Consider the following 23617-nt stretch of genomic DNA (forward strand, 5'->3'; position numbering starts at 1 on the left):
TGATGAATTTTCGTATCAACGCTTTCACTGTCAAATTCATTAGCTATCTCGTATTGACCGAAAAGTAGCCGGCCCAATGGGCCGGCTACACTCATCACGCGTCTTTCGTCTTCAGCGACGGCAGTTTAGATACCAGACGCAGGGAAACGGTCAGACCTTCCAGCTGGTAGTGTGGACGCAGGAAGAACTTCGCGGCGTAGTAGCCCGGGTTATCTTCAATCTCCTGCACCTGCACTTCCGCTGCGGCCAGCGGTTTACGGGACTTGGTCTCCTGAGAGGAGTTCGCCGGGTCACCGTCGACGTAGTTCATGACCCAGTCGTTCAGCCAGCGCTCCATCTCTTCGCGCTCGCGGAAGGAGCCGATTTTGTCGCGCACGATGCACTTCAGGTAGTGCGCAAAGCGGCAGCAGGCGAACAGGTACGGCAGACGAGAGGCCAGACGCGCGTTGGCGGTGGCATCCGGGTCGTGGTACTCGGCCGGTTTCTGCAGCGACTGCGCGCCGATGAAGGCGGCAAAGTCGGAGTTTTTGCGGTGAACCAGCGGCATAAAGCCGTTTTTCGCCAGCTCAGCTTCACGACGATCGCTGATGGCGATCTCGGTCGGGCACTTCATGTCCACGCCGCCGTCATCGCTCGGGAAGGTGTGGCATGGCAGGTTTTCCACCGCCCCGCCGGACTCCACGCCGCGAATCGAGGTGCACCAGCCGTACTCTTTGAAGGAGCGGTTGATGTTGGCGGCCATCGCATAGGCGGCGTTCGCCCAGGAGTAGCTGTTGTGGTTCGCGCCGTCGGTCTGCTCTTCAAAGTCAAAGCTGTCGACCGGGTTGGTGCGAATACCGTACGGCAGGCGCGACAGGAAGCGCGGCATCACCAGACCCAGATAGCGGGCATCTTCGGATTCACGCAGCGAACGCCAGGCGGCGTATTCGGTGTTCTGGAAGATCTTGGTCAGGTCGCGCGGGTTGGCCAGCTCCTGCCAGGACTCCATCTGCATCACGCCCGGTGCGGTACCGGTGATAAACGGACAGTGCGCCGCAGAGCCGATGCGCGCCATTTCGCCCAGCAGCTCAACGTCCTGAGGGCTGTGGTCGAAGTAGTAGTCGCCCACGATGCAGCCAAACGGCTCGCCGCCGAACTGACCGTACTCCTGCTCGTAGATTTTCTTGAAGATCGGGCTCTGGTCCCAGCCCACGCCCTTGAAGCGCTTCAGGGTGCGGCCCAGCTCCTGCTTGGAGATGCTCATAAAGCGGATCTTCAGCATCTCGTCAGTTTCAGTGTTGTTCACCAGGTAGCTCAGACCGCGCCAGGCGCTCTCCAGCTTCTGAAACTCTTCGTGGTGAATGATCTGGTTTACCTGCTGCGACAGCTGCTCATCGATACCGGCGATCAGGTTCTGAATGGTGCGGTAGGTGTCGTTGGAGAAAGTGACGGTATTTTCCAGCGCCTGCTGCGCCAGCGTTTTGACCGCGCTTTCGACGGCTGAACGGGCCTGATCGGTTTTCGGGCGGAACTCTTTGTTCAGCAGCGCGCTGAACTCATCCTGGCTGAACGCCTGACCCGCCTGCTGCTCATGTTGTTGAGTCTGGTTGCTCATCGATTATTCCTCGCTACCTTTCGCGCTTTCGTCATTTTTCGGCAACTGGCTCAGGGATTTGAGCAGCGTCGGATCCTGCAGAATTTTAGCGATCAGCTCTTCCGCACCGTTTTTGCCGTCCATATAGGTCAGCAGGTTGGAGAGCTGGGTACGCGCTTCCAGCAGCTTGTTCAGCGGCTCGACCTTGCGGGCCACCGCATCCGGCAGGAAGTCGTCCATGCTGTCGAAGGTCAGATCCACGTTGAGCTTACCTTCGCCGGTCAGGGTGTTATCCACCTGGAACGCCACGCGCGGCTTCAGCGCCTTCATGCGTTCGTCAAAGTTGTCGATGTCGATTTCGAGGAATTTACGCTCGTCGACGGCCGGCAGATTTTCCACCGGTTTGCCGACCAGATCGGCCATGACGCCCATCACAAACGGCAGCTGAATTTTACGTTCTGCACCGTAGATCTCTACGTCGTACTCGATCTGCACGCGGGGGGCACGGTTACGTGCGATGAATTTCTGCCCACTGTTACTCATTGCCATGATGTTCTCCATCAAAGATGCGCGGTGAAGGTGAAACGGCAGGCTCCATGCCTGTCGTCATAATGCCTGGACGCGTTATTCGCGGCGCCCAAAGATGTTTTCAAGTTGGTTAACGCCGTCTGGCGCCAGGTCGCGAATAATGTCCATAAAGTTAAGTTCTGACAGCCGCTGCACCCGTTCAATCATCAGCGGTGCGGGGTGGCTCGGTTCGTACTGCGAAAAATACTGCTTCGCTTTTTCCAGCATCAGCTGCGCGTCGGCGCGGCTGGTGATCTGCACGCTGCGCCAGTCGGTCACCGGCTGAACGGGCTGCGCTGCCGTCGACTGCTGCTCGGCCTGGGGTTCTGCCTGCGCCTCACGGCTCGGCAGCAGCTTGCTGATGTCGGTTACCTGACACGCGCTGGCCACCAGCCCGACGGTTTTCAGCAGCTGTTCCATCTCGGGCACGCCGCTTTCACCGAGATGCCCGGAGAGCAGCTCGCGAATCGCCAGCAAACGTTCGTTAATGACGATAACCGCGGCGGTGCCGGGCTGGTCGCCGCGGGCCAGTTCGTCAATCAGCCGTGGACGGCCGCCGGGATAGTCCGGGCATTCCGTCTTGCTGCCGTCCAGCAGGGCCTGGGCATCCCGGAGCGAAATTTCATCGCCGTTTGAACGCAGAAGCGAGGCGTTTCGCACGGCGACGGTGAGGTCGGATTTATCGCTCAACCCTGCCAGGGCGTTAATGCGGTAGAACGGATCGGTTTCGCCATACTCTTCCAGCAGCGGATAGAGCGTCTCCCAGTAACGGGCGATCGCCTCCTGCACCAGCAATAATCCGTCCGCGTAGCCCGCAAGCCCGCGGCGGCGCGTCCAGGCATGGGTTAACGCCAGCAGTACGCGAAGATCTTTGGTGCGGGTCAGCAGGCTGGTGGCGTATTTTTCCACCGTGTTCCAGTCAGCGGGCTCTGCCGGGATAATGGTGTCGCCAAACTGCTGTTCCGCTTTGCCCTGACTGGCCTGATTCATGATCTGGAAGTCGGCGTCGTACTCCAGGTTTTCGCCGCAGGGTTTTTCGGGGCTTATTGGCGCGAGAAATTCTTCGATATTCATGAGATCCCTGCTTATTCAAACATGGGCGGATAAAGACCGTGACGCCCCGGACGGGCGCCCCCTGCCGGGTCGAACAGCAGGGTGAAAAGCTGCCCGGTAAAGTTACCGCTGTGCACGTGGGTGTACAGCGGGTAGCCGTCGCAGCGGTTGGTCCACCAGTAGCTGGTCTGACGCAGCGGATCAAAGCACTCGGCCGCCTGAGGCCAGCCCAGCGTGCTCTGGCCGTCCTCGTCATAGCCAATCACATCAAGGATGTCGGAACGCTTTTGCGGCTCGACGGGCTGCGGCGCCGGGATGGTCATCAGCATCTCATCCAGCTGCGAGGCGGAAAAACTGTTGCGCACCGCATGCAGCCCCAGGCGCCCAATCTGCTGGTACCAGCTTTCGGCCTGGCTGAGCAGGCTGGTCGACCACTCTGACGGGGCGAAGCTCAGCTGCAGGCAAACCGGGTACTGGCGGCCAACGCTGTCGCGGCCGGGCAGCAGACAGCCCATCTGGATCATCTGGCTGCCAAGCATGGGCGGCACCACAAAATTCCAGACTGGCGCTTTGTTAAACTGGCGCTCGCCGCTGCGCTGCTCTTCCTGCTGCCAGGCCAGCAGGCCGACCTGGAACCAGTGTGACCACTGGCGCTGTAAAGTGTCAGGAAAGCGACGCTGCAAAAAATCTCCGGCGCTGGGTAACTTGCCATACCAGCTGTAGCGGTTCATCGCAGGGGTATTCGTCATACGGCTGTCCTTGCGGTTATGGGCATGAGAAACGGGGAAGCTGGAACGGGTTACGAATGCTGTTTGGCGCAAACTCCAGCGTGACCTGATGTCCGTCGACGCTGAAGGTGGCCTGACGGCTCAGGCTACCCGCGCCCGGGCGGGTGCTCGCTTTATCGAAGAAGCGGTTGAGCGCCCAGGCGCCGTTGGTGACCAGCGTCGCCGTGCTGCCGTTAGCCAGCCCCAGCTGCATGCGTACCTGGTTGGTGCCGCCCGGCCCCGGCCAGTTCATGATCTGCACGGCCTGCGGACCGTGGCTGTAGCGCAGCAGCTGGCCGTCGACGTCGAGCGTCAGGTTCAGAATGGTGTTATCCATTCGCACGGTGCGAACCGTCACCTTGAAGGACGGCGTTGTTGCGCCATTAGCAAAGAAGGCGTCGCGAATCGACTGGGCCTGCTGGAACGGTCTCAGCAGCCCTTCGCTCCCCGGCAGCGTTTTACCGTCGATGCCCGGCATAAAGCGCCAGTTTGCCTGCGTGGTATCCACTTTATTGGTCAGATTGTCGCGGAAGAAAGCGTCCATCAGCCCGGTTCCCGGCGCAAACATGCGCGCGAGATCGTCAGGGGTGACCTCGGTGCTGGCGCTGCGCACCAGCGGGTAGCGACCGGCGATCGCCTGACGGCAGAATCCGCCCACCTCAACGTTAATTCGCTTCCGCACGTTTTCGAGGTCGCGGCGCTGGGTATCACTACTGGCACCCACCGCCATATTGCTGAACATAGTTTGCAGCCCGCCCGGCAGACGACCGGCGCTGGCCTGCAGGCGGCTGATCGCCTCTCCGCCCGGTGCCGGCATGCCGCTGTTGGCCGCGTCCTGGACGGCGGTCAGGTAGCGGTAAAGCTCATCTACCTGCTTGAGAAAATCATCAAACACGATGGTCTTCCCGCCCTTCTCCAGCGGCTGCGCCAGCTCAATCATCGGCGCGTAGTGGTCGGTGACCAGCTGTTCCGGCGCCTGGGTAACCACGGCGGCCTGAGTCGGCGCAGCGTCATTGTTGCTGAACAGCGCTTCCAGCGTGCGGGTGGCGCGGTTGCTCTGCGCCTGCGCTTTATCCGCATCTTCCGGCGCTGGCGCATTGCGTGACAGCGTCAGGACCTGGCTCAGGTTCTGCACCAGGCGGCGCAGCGGCGAGTTTGCGCCCGAGAGCAGGCGCGCGGTGTTGATGCGCTGGGAAAGATCGGCGCTGTTATTGAGCTGGATGTCGGCGAGGAAGCGATCCCAGTTCGCGATAAAATCGCGCATGTAGAGCTGGCGCACGGCGTTATCGATCTGCTGTTTATCCTCCTGCGCCGTCGCGGCCCCCAGCACCCAGGCGTCGTCCTCGTGCAGGGCGGTGGTTACGCTGTCAATCTGGCCGTTAAAGCTTTTCCAGTAGCCGTCCGGCGTATACAGACCCGGCACGCCTTCGCTCACCGGCTTGCCGCTTTTGCGTGAAAACACCAGCTCGCTCTGCGGTCCGCCCAGGTCGGAAAGGGAGACCGGCTTGAGGTTGTCATCATGCTCCAGCAGGCGTTTGAGGCGGCCGTATACGCGCGTGGAGAGCGGCTGCTGATTGATCATCGCTCTTTCGCGGGCCACCAGAGATTCATCCTGCGCGTACGGCGAGGCCTGGATTTTCGGTTCCAGCAGCTGCGTCAGGTGCCATTCAAGCTGCTGCAGCTGCGCCTTCGTGACGTTCTGCGGCAGATTTCGCTGCAGGTTGAGCATCACCCACGAATGCAGGAATTTGCCGTCGTAGTGCTTCGGCTGATACAGCATCTGATAGGCTTTCAGGGCTTCATAGCTGTATTCCACGTCGCTGCCGTTGTCGTTGCGCAGCCAGGTGGTGATGTGCATAGCGACGGCAGGCAACAGCATCTGATCCAGCGCTTTCTGGTACAGCGACTGCGAGGCATCGCTGACGTCATCTCCGCGGTAGAGCCCCATACGGCGGGATAGGGGTGGATCGTTTACATCAAACGCGTCGCTTTTCGGCAGGTCAACCAGACCGTTCAGCAGCGGCAGCAGATCGAACAGGTCACGCTGGGTCTGGTTCTGCAGCGCTTTGCTCTGCTGGTCCAGCAGCGGCACCTTCGCATCCACCTCTTCCAGATAGGCCTTGTTTTTGGCATAGCTGGTCAGCCACAGACCGCCGAGGATGACCAACAGGGCCAGCAGCGCCGCGTAGCCAGACCAGATCACCGCCCGGTTGCGCAGCTCCCACCAGCGGTTTTCGCCCGCGATCCCGGCTTCCTGGAAGATGACGTTTTGCAGCAGGTTCTTAATGAAGAAACTCTGACCTTTTGCCCCCGGGATCGGCGCTTCTTTGCTGACCGAATCCCAGTTATCCGCCTCTCCCCCTTCCGGCAGCGACAGCGCGCGGTTCAGTTCGCCCATCACGCGGTCGAACGGCATGCCTTCCTGCGTCCCGCTGGCGAAGTAGATCCCGCGCGGGGAGAACTCGGTTTCGAAGTTGGAGCGGGCGAAGACCGTGCTCAGGTAGTCCGCCAGCAGCGGACGCAGCGCGGCGAACTCCTGCGGGAAGAGATACGCTTCAGCGCGGGTTTTCGCGTCATGCTCTTTCAGCATGGTTTCCGGCAGCCCGGCATCGAGGCGCTGCTGCAGCAGAGAAAACTCCTGCTGGAAGTTGCCCATCAGGTCGTAATCGGCGTGTTTGGTTTGCTCCCACGGCAGCGTAAAGCCCCAGATCTGGTCGCGCTGCGCTTTGTCGTAGTCAGCAAACCAGGCGCGGAAGCCTTTAAGCAGGTCGGCCTTGGTCACCATCACGTACACCGGGAAGCGTATACCCAGCTGTTCATGCAGCTCGGACAGACGCTGGCGCAGGTTCACCGCCTGCTGGCGGGACGCTTCGGCGGACTGGGTGAGCAGGTCAGAAATGCTGATGGTGATGATAACGCCGTTGATCGGCTGGCGGCGGCGATACTTGCGCAGTAACCCCATGAACTCCAGCCATTCGCCGGCGTCCTGCACCTGCTCGCTCTCCTGAGTGGTGTAGCGGCCCGCCGTGTCCAGCAGTACCGCCTCATTGGTAAACCACCAGTCGCAGTTACGCGTGCCGCCAATGCCCCGCAGCGCGGTCTTACCAAAGCGATCGGCCAGCGGGAACTGCAGCCCCGAGTTAACCAGCGCCGTGGTTTTACCGGAACCCGGCGCGCCGATAATGACGTACCACGGCAGCTGATAGAGATATTGCGTGCTGAAGCGCTGCGTCCACTGGGCGCCCTGGCCCGCTTTGCTGAAGTGCGCTTTTTTCAGCATCTGCGCGGCTTCATCAAAGCGGCTGGCGAGGATCTGCTCCTCGCTGTTCAGCCGCTTCTGCGGATCCGCCGCTTCCGGGCTGGCGGTGTTCTCTTTGAGCTTGTCCATCAGCTTGCGGTTCAGCCAGGCGTTGTACAGGCGCGGCAGAATGTGGCCCTGCGCCCAGAGCAGATAGACCACGGCAATGCTGATAATGCGGTTCTGTTCAGACTCGAGCGGTCGGGTGTCCACGATGGACAGCAGGGGACCAATCATCCAGATCACCGCCGCAAGCGCCGTTACGCCGAGGAAGCTCCACAGAATGCGGTTGGTCAAGATGGAAAGAAGTGTAGTCAGCATCCTTAGTTTCCTTGCGGCAATCCGTTCAGCTCAGCCTGAGTGTTTTCAGGCGACACCAGCAGAGTAATTTCCACACGGCGGTTACGGGCGCGGTTTTCAGGCGTCGTGTTCGGCGCCACCGGGTTAATCTCGCCCCGCCCTTCCGCTTTCACGCGGCCAGGCTGAGAGAGGCTTCCCTGCAGCATTTTCTGTACCGAGCGGGCGCGTTCCAGAGAGAGTTCATAGTTCGAGGCAAAGCGCGCGCTGCGGATCGGCACGTTGTCGCTGTAGCCCACCACCAGAATTTTGCCGCTGACGTTATTCATCGCCTGCGCAATGCGGTTGATGACCGGTTCATAGCGGTCACGCACGACGGTAGAGGCGGAGGCAAACAGCCCGTCGCCCTTCAGGATAACGACGCTGCGATCCGCTTCGTCTTTCACCGCGACCAGGCCAGCCTCGATTTCAGGCTTCAGGAAGCCGCGCAGGTTCAGCACCGCCGGAAGCTGACGGGCCGGTTGCTGAATAGTGGTTTCCGGCAGCTGGGACTGGTAAATCTTCGCCAGCACCGGGTTGGTGTTATCGCCAAGGCGCCAGTTAAGCACGATATAAAACAGGCAGGCGATAAACCCGGCCAGCGCCACGCAGGCCCACAGGGGAACCATCGGCCGCCAGAGCTTGCGCAGCACCGGACGATCTTCCGGATGGGGAGAAAGCGGCGGCGGATAGCTGCCGCGCACGCCGCGGATCATCTGCCACAGCCGCTGCTTGATGGTTTCAAGCTGCGTGCGGCCATTATCCAGCACCCGATAGCGTCCTTCGAAGCCCAGCAGCAGGCAGTAGTTGATCATCTCCAGCAGCAGGATATGCTCGCGCGGGTTCTGCGACAGGCGCGCCAGCAGCTGGAAGAACTTCTCGCCGCCCCAGGTTTCGTTATGGAAGGTCACCAGCAGACCGTTGCTTGACCAGACGCCGCTGCTGCCCCAGGGGGTGAGCGCGGCGGCCTCATCGAGCGCCGTACACAGGCAGTAACGCGCCCCGACGATCACTTCGTAGGGCAGCCCCGCCTGCTGGCAGCGGACTTCGAAACGGCGAATCTCATCGATCAGACGCTGGCGTAACGCCACCTGATCGTCATGGGAGACCGAATGACGGATCTGCGGAATCGCGTTGAGCAGCGGATTGGCGGCCGCCACCAGCTGGTTGTTGCTACTGGCTCCGGTAAACCCGGCATCACTGCCGGTGTCCTGTCGTTCCTGCATATTAAGCGCTCGCTTTATTATTCTGTCGGGCTACGGATGGCCCAAAACTCCATATCCAGCCCCGGGAATTCCCCTGCAAGATGCAGGGCGAATGCGCCGGACTTATCCATCTCGTGCCACAGCTCGCTGCCCTTCTCCAGTTCAAAGTAGCTGTAGCCGGCATGCCACGGGATCTGCGGCGGCGCGACCGGCATGGCGCGCAGCATAATGCCCGGCAGCTGAAGCTGAACCAGATCGCGGATTTTCGACACCGGCGCGACCTTCATCTGCGCCGGGAAATGGGTTTGCAGGTGTTCGCCCGGCACGTTGGCTTTAACCGCCAGCACGAAGCCGAACTCGCGCACCATGCTGGTTTCAGGCACCGTGGCGATGTTCAGGCCGTGAGAGCGTTCGTTAAGCGGCAGCTGAATCGCGTGGTCTTCCATCACCAGCGACAGCCCCTGACGCAGCATCAGCATCAGTTTGCTGAAGCAGTTAGCCAGATCGTCATGATCGTAAATCGGCAGCACGCTTTCGGCGGTACGCTGCGACGTCCAGGTGGCGAGCTCGGTCGCAAAGGGCAGCCAGCTGCGCCAGAGCGTTTCCGGATGCAGCAGCGGGAGGGTTTTTAAATGCGAAACCTCGCCCAGATGACGGTTAACCAGCGACAGCAGCGTGAACTCAATCAGTTCGGAGGTGTTAAAGCGGCCAGGCTGGCGCAGACGACCACCAATTTGCTGGCTGCGCTGGACCAGCAGACCGTGCAGATCGTTGATCATGCTGTAGATCTGCGGGCTGTTGTTGGCGTTGAGCATCGGCGGGATGTAGCTGTTATCGAGCCGCACGTGGTTGTCGTTACGTTTCTCCGTCACAAACGCCACGCCGATGGCGGTCCATTCCGCCGTGAGGTCTTTTTCCAGCATCAGGGTCAGACGCAGGCGGCCAAACTGGACGGTGGCATCGCCCACCGACATGGCGTTGTCGTCTTCCACCTCTTGCTCGAAAGCGATGAAGCGCGCCAGCGAGGCCGGCTCTTCGCTAAAAATCACCTCTTCTCTCTCGCCGCGACGAACCGGCAGCGCGAGCACCACCTTTTCGTTGGTGAGATTGTCAGGAATTTTCAGCGGTGCAGGACCGTTGCGCCCGTTACGCACCTGGAAAAAGGTGCCGTCCGGCAGCAAGCCGCTGCAGTAGCTCAGGGCAATGCATCCCTGACGAAGCATCGCTTCATCCAGTTCCACGTCAAGAAAGCCCCAGAGATATGACCGCTGTAGCGCGCCCCATTCACGAACATGGTTGAGCAGATAGCTTTCAGTCCGCTGAAAATGGTGTGGACGCAGGAACATGCCTTCGGTCCAGACGACCTTTTCTGCTTTCGTCATGATGATGTGTTTCCTGTGTTGAAGCGCGTTACTGGCTGATGACCCGAATGCCGTTCACGTCGAGAAAAACCTTGGCCTGAAGTTCATCTGCGGACCATTTCCAGAACTGGTAGATATGATTTTCGCCAGGCACAGGCAGAGGGAGTGAAACGCGCCATTTTTTGCCATCCAGCACCTGATACTCCGCCATCACGCCGATGTAGCGGGCCTCCGGAGAGCTTTGCCCGCTGAGAGTTTTGGACAGCTGTCCCGGCATCAGGAAGAACACGTCGCTGTTCAGCAGATTCGCGCCAAGCGTGGCTGACGCGTTGTTCTGCAGGGAGTAGAAGTCGCTGGACATGAAATCCGCATCGGATTTCAGCAGCAGCACCCGGACCTTAAGCGGCGCAGATTCGTTGATTTGTGGATGAGCCTGAAACTGCAGATTGTAGCGGGAGGGGTCGCTGTGTGAAGACGACGTACAACCACTGACCAGGGCGAAAATCACCGCGTAAAAGAATAACCACAGCTTATGAAAATTTTTATTATTCATAAAAATGCGCTCATGAAAGCCGTTTAGTTCAGGATCCAGGTACCGTTAGCGCTGTCTTTGCAGGCTTTGCTGTTGCCATCGACGTCGACACAGGTCGCTTTTTTACGCGCCTTCGGACGAATGGCCTGTTTACGCACGGCGGCGTCGTACAGGTCGGCCTTGATCACCGCGCGCATCGGGACGTAACCAATCAGCTGATCGTTACCTTCATCGGCAAGCGCCATCCAGTAGTGTTCAACCTGACCCAGCACCACGTAGGTTTTTCCGGTGTCGAGAGTGCGGATAACTTTGCCGCCGAAGTCAGGACGGCTCATCAGGGAGGCCGGATACATGGCGCGATACGGTTCGTTGACCGGGTTGAACTCCGCCGGCGGCGTCACAGCGTGACGGTGGGTTAAGGTCACGCCGTTGACCTGGCTGGTCTCGATCGTATCGTCGTTGATCACAGGTTTCTGCGGCGCTTTACAGCCCGCCACCGCCATTACAAACAGAAGTGAAAACAGTACGCGCATTTTCATATGCTTTTCCGTAGCGATATTTCGATGATGAAGATAAGGGAGTGAAGTTTGACTTAGGTGCTATTGTTAAAATAGCCAGGATATTTTCGGGGTGTTACTATTTTAAGGGCATAGCTACCGCACGAGCCCTTCAGAATAAGGCCCAGTGTCTTCCTGACATATTTTGACAAACGGTAAACAAGTTTACATGAGCTTCGTCTCAATTCAATATTTACCGGTACGTAACTGTTGGTAAATGAAGCAGTCGGAAAATTATAGGATTAATCCTATGAAAAAACCCGATATGACCTACGCCCTTTTATTTCTTAGCCACACAACATTGCAATCATTTGTTTTATATACAAAAAACACAAAAGAGAACCACTTTCATTAACGCAATACGGCTATTATCGCCACTACCATAATTAGTAGAATTCGCGTATTGGTGAGGTCAGCAGAATATATGAAAGATGAATTATTTGTTGCACTATCAGGGTAACTTTAATATTGAATGCACGCGTTAACGTGAATGTGACTATTTCACTTATGTTGCGCGAAGTTAATTTTACGCCTCAAAATAACTTTATATTTCGCGTTGCGACAATGACCCGGCCAGGCCTGAATTTTATCCTTTAATCATTAAGCCTCAGTTAACCATCCTGACATTATCGCAGCCAAAAATGCTCGCAATAGCCCGCCAGCAGCGCCCCGTGTTTATTGCTGCCGCCCACAGCCTTCATTCGAAATTTTATTGCTGCTACATCCTCTCCTGCTCGCCCCATCTATCTTGCCTACCGTGTGATAGATAAGATTTATTATTAAAATGATAAAATTTCGTTATAATTTCTTTAAATATTTAAACATCAGATCTGATAAATCGCTGTAATAAAACGAATTTAAGATAAAGCATTTTTCTACACCGCATGCGCATAGCCATCCGGCCGTCATTGCTTTCACTTATTGTCCTTTGCAGCGTTTTTATGGGTTCAGACGTTGTGTGACCGAAGAAATCAGGAGTGGGTATGAATAAGAAAAGACGCTCGGTGCCGGGTATCAGACACTATGACGGTCCTGCCGGAGGCTGGGGCGCGTTAAAAGCGACGGCCATCGCGGTACGTACCCAAATGGATACCCTGGACGCTCCCGCCACGCTGCTGCGCACCAACCAGCCTGACGGTTTCGACTGCCCGGGCTGCGCGTGGCCGGATAAAGAACACAAGTCGACGTTCCAGTTCTGCGAGAACGGCGCCAAAGCCGTGACCTGGGAAGCGACCAGCAAACGCGTTACCCCCGCGTTTCTGGCCGAAAACAGCGTCTCCTCGCTGCTGGCAAAATCGGACTTTGAACTGGAAGGCTACGGTCGACTGACGCATCCCCTGCGCTATGACCGGGCAAGCGATACCTTCCGGCCCGTCGACTGGGAAGAGGCGTTTCACCGCATCGGCGCAGTATTGCGCGGGCTCGAACCGGACCAGGTCGAGTTCTATACCTCCGGACGCGCCTCTAACGAAGCGGCGTATCTGTTCCAGCTGTTCGCTCGCGAATACGGCACCAATAACTTCCCCGACTGCTCGAATATGTGCCACGAGGCCACCAGCGTCGGTTTGCCGCGTTCGATTGGCATCGGGAAAGGCACCGTCTCGCTGGACGACTTCGATAAGACCGAGCTGGTGATCTCCATCGGCCACAACCCCGGCACCAACCATCCGCGAATGATGGGGATGCTCCACGAGCTGGCCCGTCGCAACGTGCCGATTATCGTCTTTAACCCGCTGCGCGAGCGCGCCCTCGAACGCTTCGCCGATCCGCAAAGCGTGATTGAAATGGCGACCTACGGCTCAACGGATATCGCCTCGACCTATTTCCAGGTGAAGGCCGGGGGCGATGCCGCCGCGCTGAAAGGCATTGCCAAACATCTGCTGGAAATGGAGGCCGAACGCGGTGACGTGCTCGACCACGCGTTTATTGCCGAACACACCCAGGGCATTGAGGACTTCGCCGCCGATATCGCGCAAACCCGCTGGGACGAGATCGAGCGCGAGTCGGGCCTGAGCCAGGCGGCGCTCAAAAAGGTCGCCGACGCCTATGCGAAATCAAATGCCACCATCATTACCTACGGGATGGGTATTACCCAGCACAATAAAGGTACGGCGAACGTCCGCCTGATCGCTGACCTGCTGCTGCTGCGCGGAAACATCGGCAAGCCCGGCGCGGGAATCTGCCCCCTGCGCGGCCACTCTAACGTTCAGGGTAACCGCACCGTCGGGATCAGCGAGAAACCTACCCCGGCCTTCCTGAACCGTCTGAAGGACGTTTTCGGCTTTGAGCCGCCGTCTCACCACGGACACGATGCGGTGCAGGCCACGCAGGCGATGATCGACGGCCGCGCGAAGGCGCTCATCTGCCTCGGGGGTAATTTTGCCGTCGCGATGCCCGATCACGAGCGGGGTTTTCCGGCGATGGGTAACCTGGATTTGAGCGTGCACGTCGGGACCAAGCTCAACCGTACCCATCTGCTGGTGGGCAAAGAGACCTTTATCTTTCCGTGCCTCGGCCGCACCGAGCTGGATCTCCAGGCCACCGGCCGTCAGTCCATTACCGTCGAAGACTCCATGTCGATGGTGCATGCCTCGTCCGGCAAGCTGAAGCCCGCCTCGCCGTTGCTCCGTTCGGAACCCGCTATCGTCGCCGGCATGGCGAAAGCCACGCTGCCGGAAACCCGCGTTGACTGGCTGACGCTGGTAGAAGATTACGACCGGATCCGCGTTCTGATCGAGCAGACCATTCCGGGCTTTGAGAACTACAACGCGCGGATCCGCGTTCCCGGCGGCTTCCGTATGCCGCTGCCGCCGACGCAACGCATCTGGCCAACGGCGACGGGAAAAGCGATGTTCTCGGTGTTCGACGGCGTTCACGAGAACGCCAGCGGCGAAGGTGAGCACGTTCTGCGGTTAATCACGCTGCGCAGCCACGACCAGTACAACACCACCATTTACGCGCTGGACGACCGCTACCGCGGCGTGTTTGGCCGCCGCGACGTGCTGTTTATGAACGAAGACGATATGGCGCAGTCAGGCCTGGAACACGGCGACCGCGTGGATATCGAAACCGCCCTCCCCGGCAGCGTCCAGCGTTTGAAGGACATTACCGTGGTGGCGTACAGCATCGCGCCGGGCACCGTCGGCGCCTATTACCCGGAGGCCAACGTGCTGGTACCGCTTGATTATCTGGATAAGGACAGCGGTACGCCGTCGTATAAATCCGTTCCGGTTCGCATCACCCTGCGCTCGAAAGAGATCCGCATGCTGTAAGGCTGCTCGCGCAGAGATAATGATGGATATTAAACAGTTAAAATATTTAATCGCACTCGACGAGACCCGGCACTTTGGTAAAGCGGCCTCGCAGTGCAACGTCACCCAGCCGACCCTCTCCATGCGCATCCGCAGCCTGGAAGAGGAGCTGGGGCTGGTGCTGATCGTGCGCGGGCAGCGCTTTGAAGGGTTTACGCCGGAGGGGGAACGCATCCTCGCGTGGGCCCGCGCCCTGCTTGCCGCACACGACGGGTTACAGGCGGAAGCCGCGCTGTGCAAAGGCCAGGTGGTGGGCGAATTACGTCTGGGGATGGTGCCGCTGGCGAGCGTGGATCCGATGATCTTTATTCGCCAGCTAACGCAAAAATACCCGGAGCTGACCTACAGCCTCTATTCCATGTCCTCAGCGCAGATCGCCGACGGCGTCAGCCGCAATCAGCTTGAGCTGGGAATTTGCTACCTCAACAGCATCGACACCAGCCTGTTTGACGTTATCCAGCTGCCAAAAACGAAGATGGGCCTGCTGCACGACACTCGCCATTTCCAGCTCGGCCAGGCAGCGCTGACGTGGCACGACCTGACGGATTTTCCGCTGGGGTTCCTGACTAAAGGGATGCACTACCGGGCGCATATGGAGGCCAGCTTTAAATCTGCAGGCATCGAACCGACGTCCGTTTTCGAAAGCGACTCGACGTTCCAGATCATTCAGGCGGTTCAGAGCGGCGTGTGCTGCGCCGTGATGCCGCTGAACAACGGGCTGGAGGCACTGAACAGCAACTTCAGGATTATCCCCATCGCCGACGCGAACATTGAGGCTCCCGTCGGCCTGATTATGCGCAGGCAGAAGCCCGTCTCCTCGCTGGCGCTGCGCTGTTTTACCGACGCGCAGGAGATTTATCACGCGGACAATGAGGCGTAGGCCTCGCGCGTCACCTCGCTAAAACCGCCGATCAGCACCGCGTCGCGCACCTCCCGGAATTCCGGCGCATCCACCAGCTCGCGGAGCGCATCGCGAATGGCGTTAAGCGTTTCAGGCGAGGTGTTAGGCGAGGTGATCAGGGGCAGTCCCGGCGTCAGCGGGGTGCGGTCAATGACCGCCAGCCCCGCAAGCCGTTCCGGCTCATGGCGCTGCAGCAGTGCCCAGGTCACGCAGTCGATGGCCGCGATATCCCCCGCCCCGCGTTTCACATCAGTCAGCGACTGCCGATGGCTGCCGCTGAAGGACGTTTGCGCGAAAAAGGGACCGCCGCTCGCCAGGGGAGCCACTATTTTTCGCAGCGCATTGTAGCCGGATTGAGAATCCGGGGAGTTACAGACCGCCCGACGTCCGCGAAAATCCGCCAGCGTGAGGTGCCGCTCCTCCTCGCGCACCGCCAGAAAGCTGCGGTACTGGATCCCTTCGCAGCCCGATGCCGCGTAGTGAAAACAGCCGACCACCTGCACGTCCGGGAGCTGCGTGACCAGCGGATAACCGCAGGTCTGGCTGAGGATAAGCGCAGGCTGTTGCCAGTGCCTCAGCAGATCGGACTCCGGCCAGCCGGGGTCACGATCGACGGACACACCGCGCGCGGCCAGCAGCCCCTTTACCGCCAGCCAGAGCGCGCGGATATCGGCGCGATCCACGGCATACATGGGAAACGCCAGCAGGTTACTCATACCCTTCCCCCTGTTGTTTTGCGGGATGAACGGTGACGTCGACGGGTCTCACCCAGAACTGACGCAGCCATTCACCATAGCCCCTGACGAGAAAACCGTGGTTTCGCTGCTGGTACGCCTCCCGGTTTTGCTGGTAGATGGCCTTCAGCCCGTACCAGGGAACGCCCGGCAGATCGTGATGCACTGAATGGTAGTTGAGATTCAAAAACAGTACCCGCCAGAATAACCCGGCCTCGTTAATGACGGAGCGCGCCAGCGGGTCGTCCGCCGCGCGATGTTCGAAAAACGATCTGACCTTGGTCAGCGCCAGCGCCGGATAGCTGACGGCCAGCACGAACCAGACGGGTGAAAAACCGGTATGCGTCATCCAGGCGAAGAGCGCCACCAGCAGCAAAACGTGAATCAGCCACATTGACATTGCCCGCAGCTGAAGGTGACGAAACGCCGCCGCAGCGCTGCCCAGCGCCTGCAGGATATCCAGCAGCGGGGCCAGCACCAGCCGCCCGGCGAAGGTATTCCGCGCCCGAATCATACGTTTCTGCCAGGGGGAAAAGCGCGCCCAGCTCTCGTCGGTAAAATAGTACGACTCCGGGTCATCCACCGGATGGGTCAGGCTATGGTGCCGATGATGGGCGAGATGGGAGTCCCGGTACAGGCCATACGGATACCAGACCGCCAGCGGGAGCGTGCCAAACAGCTGATTGAGCCAGGCGAAACGCGTGGGGTGCCCGTGGATCAGCTCATGCTGCAGGGACATATACCAGGCGGTAAACCCGATGAGCAGCAGCGTGGCGGGCAGCAGGCCGAGCGTTTGCCAGAACGCCAGCGTGGCAAACCAGCCTGCATAAATCGTGATAATCAACAGCCACGTGGGCAGTTCGCTGCGCCATAAAAAACCCGATGCAAGGTGGCGGATTTGTTCGCGTTGTTGCGGATGTAAATAGAGGGAGCTTCGTTGACTCATTCCTTCAGACGCCGTTTCGCCAGAGATAATTCTTTGACGATCGGGGATAACGACTGAAATAACAAAGAACTTAAATCGCTTTGCTTTGCCAGAAACGTGGGGCGCACGCGTCGCTTGACTTATTCTGTGATAAAGGTACTTTTCAGGACATGAAGAAGATCCTGATTATTGTTCCCGACGGCGGCATGCTGTTTGAAGCCGCCGGTATCGCCGACATTCTGATGCAGGCCAACCGGCTGCATCCGGAAGGGCTTGCGAAGCCCCGCTACCGGATTATCATCGCCACCACGCAGCCTCACCAGGTGATCCACGGCCAGTCCGGCCTGAATCTGCTGGCGGACTATCGCCTGCCGGAGCTGGACCCGCGTGAACCGCTGGACACCATTATCATCACCGGACGCGGCATGAACGAGCAGGAGAGCACGGCGGTGGTGGACTGGCTGCACCTCGCTGCGCCGCACGCCCGGCGGGTAGCCTCCATCTGCGGCGGCGCGATGCTGCTGGCCCAGACCGGCCTGCTGGACGGTCGCCGCGCGACCACCCACTGGCGGCTACTGGAGACGATGCAAGCCCAGTATCCCGCTATCCACGTCGAAGGCGGTCCGCTGTATATTCAGGATGGCCCCATCTGGACCTCCGGCGGCGTGAGTTCCGGGTTCGATCTGACCCTGGCGCTGGTGGAAGACGACTACGGATTTACCCTCGCCCGCGACGTGGCGCAGGATATGGTGATGTATCTGCGCCGCCCCGGCGGCCAGCTGCAGTTCAGCCGTTACAGCCTGCAGCAGCCCGGCACATCGGGCCCGATAAGCGAACTGCAAACCTGGATCCTGCAGAACCTCACCGCCGACCTGTGCGTGGAAAATCTGGCCGAGAAAGCGGCGATGAGCCCGCGTAATTTCACCCGCGTGTTTACCCGCGACGCGGGAGTTTCTCCGGCCCGCTACGTGACCGAAGCGCGTCTGGCCGCGGCCCGCCAGCTGCTTGAGCAGACCCATGACTCCCTTGAGCGCGTTGCCGAGCAAAGCGGGTTTGGCACCAGCATTAACCTGCGCCGCATCTTTGAGAAACAGCTCCACCTCACGCCCGGCGAGTACCGCCAGCGCTTTCACTGCCGCAAGATGGCGTAATCTGATCCTTTTTTGTCATTTACGCCAACCGGCCCGACGCCTACAGTGACTCCAGACAACAGAGATAAGGAGTGCACCATGGTTAAGGTCGGTATTAACGGTTTCGGCCGTATCGGACGTAATTTCCTGCGCGCGGCGCTGGGTAACCCGGATCTGCAGATTGTGGCCATTAACGATCTGACGGACAGTAAAACCCTCGCCCACCTGCTGAAACATGATTCCCTTCTGGGCAAGCTTCCCGCCCCGGTTGAAGCGGCAGACGGCGCGCTGCAGGTAGACGGGCAGCGGATCGCCGTATTTAGCGAACGCGATCCGGCGAATATCCCGTGGCGTGACGTCGGCGTTGACGTGGTGATTGAGGCCACCGGCTTCTTTACCGAGCGGGAAAAAGCGGCGGTGCATATCACCCACGGCGGCGCTAAGCGCGTCATCATTTCCGCCCCCGGGAAGAACGACGACCTGACGATTGTGATGGGGGTTAATCACGAGCAGTACGATCCTGCCCGTCACGCGGTGGTGAGTAACGGGAGCTGCACCACGAACGGTCTGGCGCCGGCCGCTCAGGTGCTGCATCAGCAGTTCGGGATTGAGCATGGCCTGATGAATACCACGCATGCCTACACCAACAGCCAGGCGCTGCACGATCAGCCGGAGAAAGATCTGCGCGGCGCGCGCGCGGCGGCGCTGTCGATTGTGCCTTACTCCAGCGGCGCGGCAAAAGCGCTGGGGAAAGTGATCCCTTCTCTGGACGGCAAACTGACCGGGTACTCCCTGCGCGTGCCGGTGCCGGTGGTGTCGATTGTGGATTTAACGGTAACGCTGAGCCGAAACGTGACCGCCGAAGAGGTGAATGAGGCGTTCCGCAACGCGGCCGCCAGCGGGCCTCTGAAAGGCATTCTGGGCTATAGCGATGAACCGCTGGTCTCCAGCGATTACCAGGGCGACCCACGCTCCTCAATTATCGACGGGCTTTCCACGCTGGTGATTGGCGGGAACATGGTGAAGATCCTGGCGTGGTATGACAACGAGTGGGGCTTCTCAAACCGTCTGGTGGATCTGGCGGTGTGGATGGATAAGAAAGGGCTGTAAGTCTTACCGTGATGCCGGGTGGCGCTTGCGCTTACCCGGCAAATAATTCACTCCGCCTTCACTTTTACTCCCATAAACACAATTACCATCGCCGTTACCAGCAGAAGCCCGCTTCCGGCGAATACGCCGCTGGCGCCGTTGAGGTCAAATACCGCGCCGCCCCCGGCCGCACCGGCACTTATCGCCAGCTGAATTGAGGCCACCAGCAGCCCGCCTGCACTTTCGGCTTCATCCGGAACGGTAGTGGCAAGCCAGGTTGACCAGCCCACCGGAACCAGACCAAATGCAAAGCCCCACAGCGCGACCAGGAACCCGTCCAGCATCGCCAGATGACCAAACGCCACCATCGTGAGCGCGAGAACGCCCATCGCGAACGGCACCAGCGCCAGCGTCAGGCGCAGATTTCGTGCCAGCAGATGCCCGGCAACCGAGGTGCCGACAAAGTTGGCCAGCCCAAAGCCCAGCAGGATGAGCGAAATGGTCTCAACGCTCGCCTGCCCCACCGTTTCCAGGAACGGGCGCAGGTAGGTAAAGAAGGCGAAATGGCCGCTGAAAATCAGGATGGTCGCCAGCATGCCGCCAATCATCCCCGGACGACGCAGCACGCGGAACAGCGTACTCAGGCTGCCGCTGCTCTCCGGCTTCATGGACGGCAGGACCCAGAGCTGCCACAGCAGCGCCAGCATGCTCGGCAGAATGCACAGCACAAAGACGTTGCGCCAGCCGATCAGGCTGCCCAGATAGCTGCCGAGCGGCGCCGCGACCACCGTGGCAATCGATACGCTGGAGAAGATTACCGCCAGCGCCTTCGGTACTTTATCCGCCGGAACCAGGCGCATCGTGGTCGCCGTCGACATCGCCCAGAATCCGCCGATGGCGATACCCAGCAGCAGGCGTCCCATCAGCAACACGTGCAGCGTCGGCGCAAAGGCCACCAGCAGGCTGGAGATAATTTGCAGGACCGAGAAAAACATCAGCACCCAGCGGCGGTCGATGCTTTTGGTCGCCGGCGTAATCAGCAGTCCGGTCACCAGCGCCACCAGCGCGGTGGCGGTGACGGCCTGTCCGGCCATTCCCTCACTTACGCCCAGGCTCGCGGCCATCGGCGTTAACAGACTGGCGGGCAGAAATTCTGCCGTAATCAAACCAAACACCCCCAGCCCCAGTGAATAGACGGCCCGCCAGACGGGTTTTGCAGGCGCTACCGCCTCGCTCGCCGCGACACATGAATTCATCTGTTTTTCTCCCGTTATAAAAATGTGACAACTGTCGCAAAAGCATAGAAGGTTCACCCTGGACGATCTATGACATATAATCTCCACTTATTGATTATTCGTCCGGAGTTGCGCCATGACCGTACAGTCACCCGATCTGATCAGCGAACTTTTACGCGGCATGCGTCTGTCAGGTGTGAAATACCGGCGGATCCAGGCCAGCGCGCCGTTTGGCGTCGCCTTCCATCAGGCGCCCGGTAGGGCGCAGTTTCATTTTGTGAGCCACGGTAGCGCCCTGCTGCGAATGGAAAGCGGTGCGACGTTCGAACTGAGCAGCGGCGATGCCCTCTTTATTCCTTGCGGTAATTCTCATGCCCTGCTCTCTGACGAGCGGGCAACCATTACGCCCGTCAATGCCTTTCCCAGCGAGCCCATCTGCAGCTCGGTGTGTGCCATCACCTGCGAACCCTGCCCGGAAAGCGAGAACACCATCATCTTTAGCGGGTGCATGGATTTTGAGCTGGGTGGGATGCAACCGCTGATCAAGGCGATGCCGGAAGTGATGATGGTCAGCCGGCTGATGTCCACCTGGCCGGAGATCCACCCGCTGCTGGCGGCGATGGAGCGGGAATCCGTTTCGCGTCAGGCCGGGTACGCCGGGATCCTTGCGCGTCTGGCCGACGTGGTGGCGGCGTTAATCGTGCGCGGCTGGGTTGAAGGCGGGTGTGGTAAAGCCACCGGCTGGGTGCAGGTTCTGCGCGACCCGCGCCTGAGCCGTGCCATTTACGCCATGCACCAGCAGCCCGGTCTGAACTGGAGCGTGGCGGATCTGGCAAAAGAAGCGGGCACGTCCCGTTCCGTGTTCGCCGAACGGTTTCTGGCCGCGACGGGAACCACCCCGGCAAAATATCTCAGCGAGCTGAGGATGCGGCTGGCCATCCAGTACATTCGCCACGAAAATCAGCCGATTGAAACCGTCGCGCTGCGGCTGGGGTACGGCTCTCTGGCGGCGTTTAGCCGGGCATTTAAGCGCATCATTGGACATGCGCCGGGCACGCTGCGGGAAGCCAGCCAGACCCCGGAAGAGGTCTGACTGACCAGCAATATTTAACGCGAAGCGGGCAATATTCGTCTAAGGTTTTCAGGTGATTGACAACAGCGGTCACGCTGTTTAGTGAAGACAGGAGACGAACTGATGATAAGACCTCGTACACTACGCCCCGCGCTCTTACCCCTTGCGTTAGGAGGCGCGCTGCTCGGCGTCACGACTTGCGGTTATGCCGACGATAGCCCCGCAGCCCAGACAACCTCACCCGATATTTTGCTGGGCCCTCTGTTTAACGATGTGCAAAGCGCCAAACTGTTTCCCGATCAGAAAACCTTCGCGGATGCCGTCCCCAAAAGCGACCCGCTGATGATTCTGGCGGATTACCGGATGCAGCACGCGCAGTCCAGCTTTGACTTACGCCACTTTGTCGAGATGAACTTTACGCTCCCTGCGGAAGGGGAAAAATATGTTCCGCCTGCTGGACAAAGTTTACGTGAGCACATCGACGATCTCTGGCCCGTACTGACGCGCACCACGGATAAAGCCAGCAACAAATGGGATTCCCTTCTGCCGTTACCCAAACCTTACGTTGTGCCCGGCGGCCGTTTCCGCGAGGTCTACTACTGGGACAGCTATTTCACCATGCTGGGCCTGGCGGAGAGCGAACACTGGGACAAAATCAGCGACATGGTGGATAACTTTGCGTATGAGATTGACACCTTCGGCCATATTCCCAACGGCAACCGCAGCTATTACCTGAGCCGCTCCCAGCCGCCGTTTTTCTCAATGATGGTTGAACTGCTGGCGACCCACGACAGCGATGCGCTGAAGAAGTACCGTCCGCAGATGGAGAAAGAGTATGCCTACTGGATGGACGGCGTCGACGCCCTTCAGCCGGGGCAGGCTAACAAACGCGTGGTGAAGCTGGACGACGGCGCTATCCTCAACCGCTACTGGGACGACCGCGATACCCCGCGCCCGGAGTCCTGGCTTGACGACGTGAATACCGCCAAAAGTAACCCTAACCGGCCTGCGACCGAGATCTACCGTGATTTGCGTTCCGCTGCGGCCTCGGGCTGGGACTTTAGCTCCCGCTGGATGGACGATCCGCAAAAGCTCGGCACCATCCGAACCACCAGCATTGTCCCCGTGGACCTGAACGCCCTGATGTTCAAGATGGAAAAACTGCTGGCGCGGGCAAGCCAGGAGAGTGGCGACGCCGCCAGCGCAAGTAAATACGAGGCGCTGGCAACGGCGCGTCAGAAAGCCATCGAGAGCCACCTGTGGAATGATAAAGAGGGCTGGTACGCGGATTACGATCTCAAGAGCAAGAAGGTACGCAATCAGCTCACGGCGGCAGCCCTGTTCCCGCTTTACGTGAAGGCGGCGGCGCAGGACCGGGCCGATAAAGTCGCCGCGGCAACCTCGTCGCGCCTGTTGAAGCCGGGCGGTATTGCGACCACCACCGTCAATAGCGGCCAGCAGTGGGATGCGCCAAACGGCTGGGCCCCGCTGCAGTGGGTGGCCGCGGAAGGGCTGCAGAATTACGGACAGGAGAAGGTCTCGATGGACGTGACCTGGCGCTTCCTGAAGAACGTTCAGCATACTTACGACCGCGAAAAGAAACTGGTCGAGAAGTATGACGTGTCGACAACCGGTACGGGTGGCGGCGGCGGTGAGTATCCGCTGCAGGACGGCTTCGGCTGGAGTAACGGCGTGACGCTGAAAATGCTGGATCGGGTCTGTCCGAAAGCAAAACCGTGCGACAGCGTGCCGGAGAATCAGCCTGCGGCGAATGAGGAGGCTGCGCCGGTGAAAGCTGCGGCGCAGTAAGGGTATTGCCGGGTGGCGGCTACGCCTTACCCGGCCTACGCGTGCTGGCTCTAATCCTCACAAATTAATGCGAGTAGCGAACAATCCCCTCGCCCCTTTGGGGAGAGGGTTAGGGTGAGGGGAACATACGGCTGCGGTGGTCATTCCGTTCACTTTATGTTC

The 23617-nt window shown here is 59.5% G+C and carries 18 protein-coding genes; 6 read left to right on the forward strand and 12 right to left on the reverse strand.

Going from position 1 to position 23617, the window contains the following annotated elements:
• Positions 1–94 precede the first annotated feature (94 nt).
• The 9 genes from tssC to ACERY3_RS09440 all read right to left on the reverse strand — a co-directional run bounded on the left by tssC (position 95) and on the right by ACERY3_RS09440 (position 11231).
• The gene (gene tssC, locus ACERY3_RS09400; RefSeq protein ID WP_014884232.1) at positions 95–1594 is read right to left on the reverse strand and encodes a type VI secretion system contractile sheath large subunit; all 1500 of its coding nucleotides are present in this window, start codon (positions 1592–1594) and stop codon (positions 95–97) included.
• A gap of 3 nt (positions 1595–1597) precedes the next feature.
• Positions 1598–2122 (reverse strand): type VI secretion system contractile sheath small subunit, encoded by a 525-nt coding sequence (tssB, locus tag ACERY3_RS09405; protein ID WP_008502644.1) that lies wholly within the window; start codon positions 2120–2122, stop codon positions 1598–1600.
• A 75-nt stretch (positions 2123–2197) separates the two neighbouring features.
• Entirely contained in the window at positions 2198–3214 is a 1017-nt protein-coding gene (gene tssA, locus ACERY3_RS09410; protein WP_058841366.1) for a type VI secretion system protein TssA, read from the reverse strand.
• 11 nt (positions 3215–3225) lie between these two features.
• On the reverse strand, positions 3226–3942 hold the full coding sequence (gene tagF / locus ACERY3_RS09415) for a type VI secretion system-associated protein TagF (RefSeq protein WP_033145799.1): 717 nt from the start codon (positions 3940–3942) through the stop codon (positions 3226–3228).
• A gap of 16 nt (positions 3943–3958) precedes the next feature.
• Complete coding sequence (tssM, locus tag ACERY3_RS09420) at positions 3959–7579, reverse strand: type VI secretion system membrane subunit TssM (RefSeq protein ID WP_373225505.1); 3621 nt, start codon at positions 7577–7579, stop codon at positions 3959–3961.
• Between the two features lie 2 nt (positions 7580–7581).
• On the reverse strand, positions 7582–8820 hold the full coding sequence (locus ACERY3_RS09425) for a DotU family type VI secretion system protein (protein ID WP_029740100.1): 1239 nt from the start codon (positions 8818–8820) through the stop codon (positions 7582–7584).
• 17 nt (positions 8821–8837) lie between these two features.
• Positions 8838–10181 carry a type VI secretion system baseplate subunit TssK gene (gene tssK, locus ACERY3_RS09430; RefSeq protein WP_024909829.1) on the reverse strand — a complete coding sequence of 448 codons (1344 nt, stop codon included), beginning with the start codon at positions 10179–10181 and terminating at the stop codon, positions 8838–8840.
• 28 nt (positions 10182–10209) lie between these two features.
• Positions 10210–10713: a type VI secretion system lipoprotein TssJ gene (tssJ, locus tag ACERY3_RS09435; RefSeq protein ID WP_373225506.1), complete on the reverse strand. Its 504-nt coding sequence runs from the start codon at positions 10711–10713 to the stop codon at positions 10210–10212.
• A gap of 23 nt (positions 10714–10736) precedes the next feature.
• On the reverse strand, positions 10737–11231 hold the full coding sequence (locus tag ACERY3_RS09440) for a hypothetical protein (protein WP_033145802.1): 495 nt from the start codon (positions 11229–11231) through the stop codon (positions 10737–10739).
• A gap of 1001 nt (positions 11232–12232) precedes the next feature.
• Here ACERY3_RS09440 and ACERY3_RS09445 point away from each other — a divergent pair.
• Together ACERY3_RS09445 and ACERY3_RS09450 are read left to right on the forward strand one after the other, a co-directional pair.
• Positions 12233–14521 carry an FdhF/YdeP family oxidoreductase gene (locus ACERY3_RS09445; RefSeq protein WP_373225507.1) on the forward strand — a complete coding sequence of 763 codons (2289 nt, stop codon included), beginning with the start codon at positions 12233–12235 and terminating at the stop codon, positions 14519–14521.
• Between the two features lie 22 nt (positions 14522–14543).
• Positions 14544–15440, forward strand: a complete 897-nt coding sequence (locus ACERY3_RS09450) for a LysR family transcriptional regulator (protein WP_373225561.1) — start codon at positions 14544–14546, stop codon at positions 15438–15440.
• Here ACERY3_RS09450 and ACERY3_RS09455 read toward each other — a convergent pair.
• Entirely contained in the window at positions 15419–16177 is a 759-nt protein-coding gene (locus tag ACERY3_RS09455; RefSeq protein WP_373225508.1) for a phosphate/phosphite/phosphonate ABC transporter substrate-binding protein, read from the reverse strand. The genes ACERY3_RS09450 and ACERY3_RS09455 overlap by 22 nt on opposite strands.
• Entirely contained in the window at positions 16170–17141 is a 972-nt protein-coding gene (locus tag ACERY3_RS09460; protein ID WP_373225509.1) for a fatty acid desaturase, read from the reverse strand. Before ACERY3_RS09460 ends, ACERY3_RS09455 begins: the two co-directional genes overlap by 8 nt.
• Before the next feature lie 149 nt (positions 17142–17290).
• Between ACERY3_RS09460 and ACERY3_RS09465 the strand changes: the two genes are divergently transcribed.
• Together ACERY3_RS09465 and gap are read left to right on the forward strand one after the other, a co-directional pair.
• Positions 17291–18271 (forward strand): GlxA family transcriptional regulator, encoded by a 981-nt coding sequence (locus ACERY3_RS09465; protein WP_373225510.1) that lies wholly within the window; start codon positions 17291–17293, stop codon positions 18269–18271.
• A 78-nt stretch (positions 18272–18349) separates the two neighbouring features.
• Entirely contained in the window at positions 18350–19360 is a 1011-nt protein-coding gene (gene gap, locus ACERY3_RS09470) for a type I glyceraldehyde-3-phosphate dehydrogenase (RefSeq protein ID WP_063408587.1), read from the forward strand.
• A 47-nt stretch (positions 19361–19407) separates the two neighbouring features.
• Here the strand turns inward: gap and ACERY3_RS09475 are convergent, their stop codons facing one another.
• On the reverse strand, positions 19408–20595 hold the full coding sequence (locus ACERY3_RS09475) for an MFS transporter (RefSeq protein WP_373225511.1): 1188 nt from the start codon (positions 20593–20595) through the stop codon (positions 19408–19410).
• A 115-nt stretch (positions 20596–20710) separates the two neighbouring features.
• On the opposite strand from ACERY3_RS09475, the gene ACERY3_RS09480 reads away from it, so the two are divergent.
• Positions 20711–21667: an AraC family transcriptional regulator gene (locus ACERY3_RS09480; RefSeq protein WP_087822764.1), complete on the forward strand. Its 957-nt coding sequence runs from the start codon at positions 20711–20713 to the stop codon at positions 21665–21667.
• A 102-nt stretch (positions 21668–21769) separates the two neighbouring features.
• Positions 21770–23455: an alpha,alpha-trehalase gene (locus tag ACERY3_RS09485; protein WP_373225512.1), complete on the forward strand. Its 1686-nt coding sequence runs from the start codon at positions 21770–21772 to the stop codon at positions 23453–23455.
• Positions 23456–23617 lie beyond the last annotated feature (162 nt).

It is taken from the genome of Enterobacter cloacae complex sp. ESBL7, assembly GCF_041679625.1.
In the GTDB taxonomy this organism is placed as follows: domain Bacteria; phylum Pseudomonadota; class Gammaproteobacteria; order Enterobacterales; family Enterobacteriaceae; genus Enterobacter; species Enterobacter asburiae_B.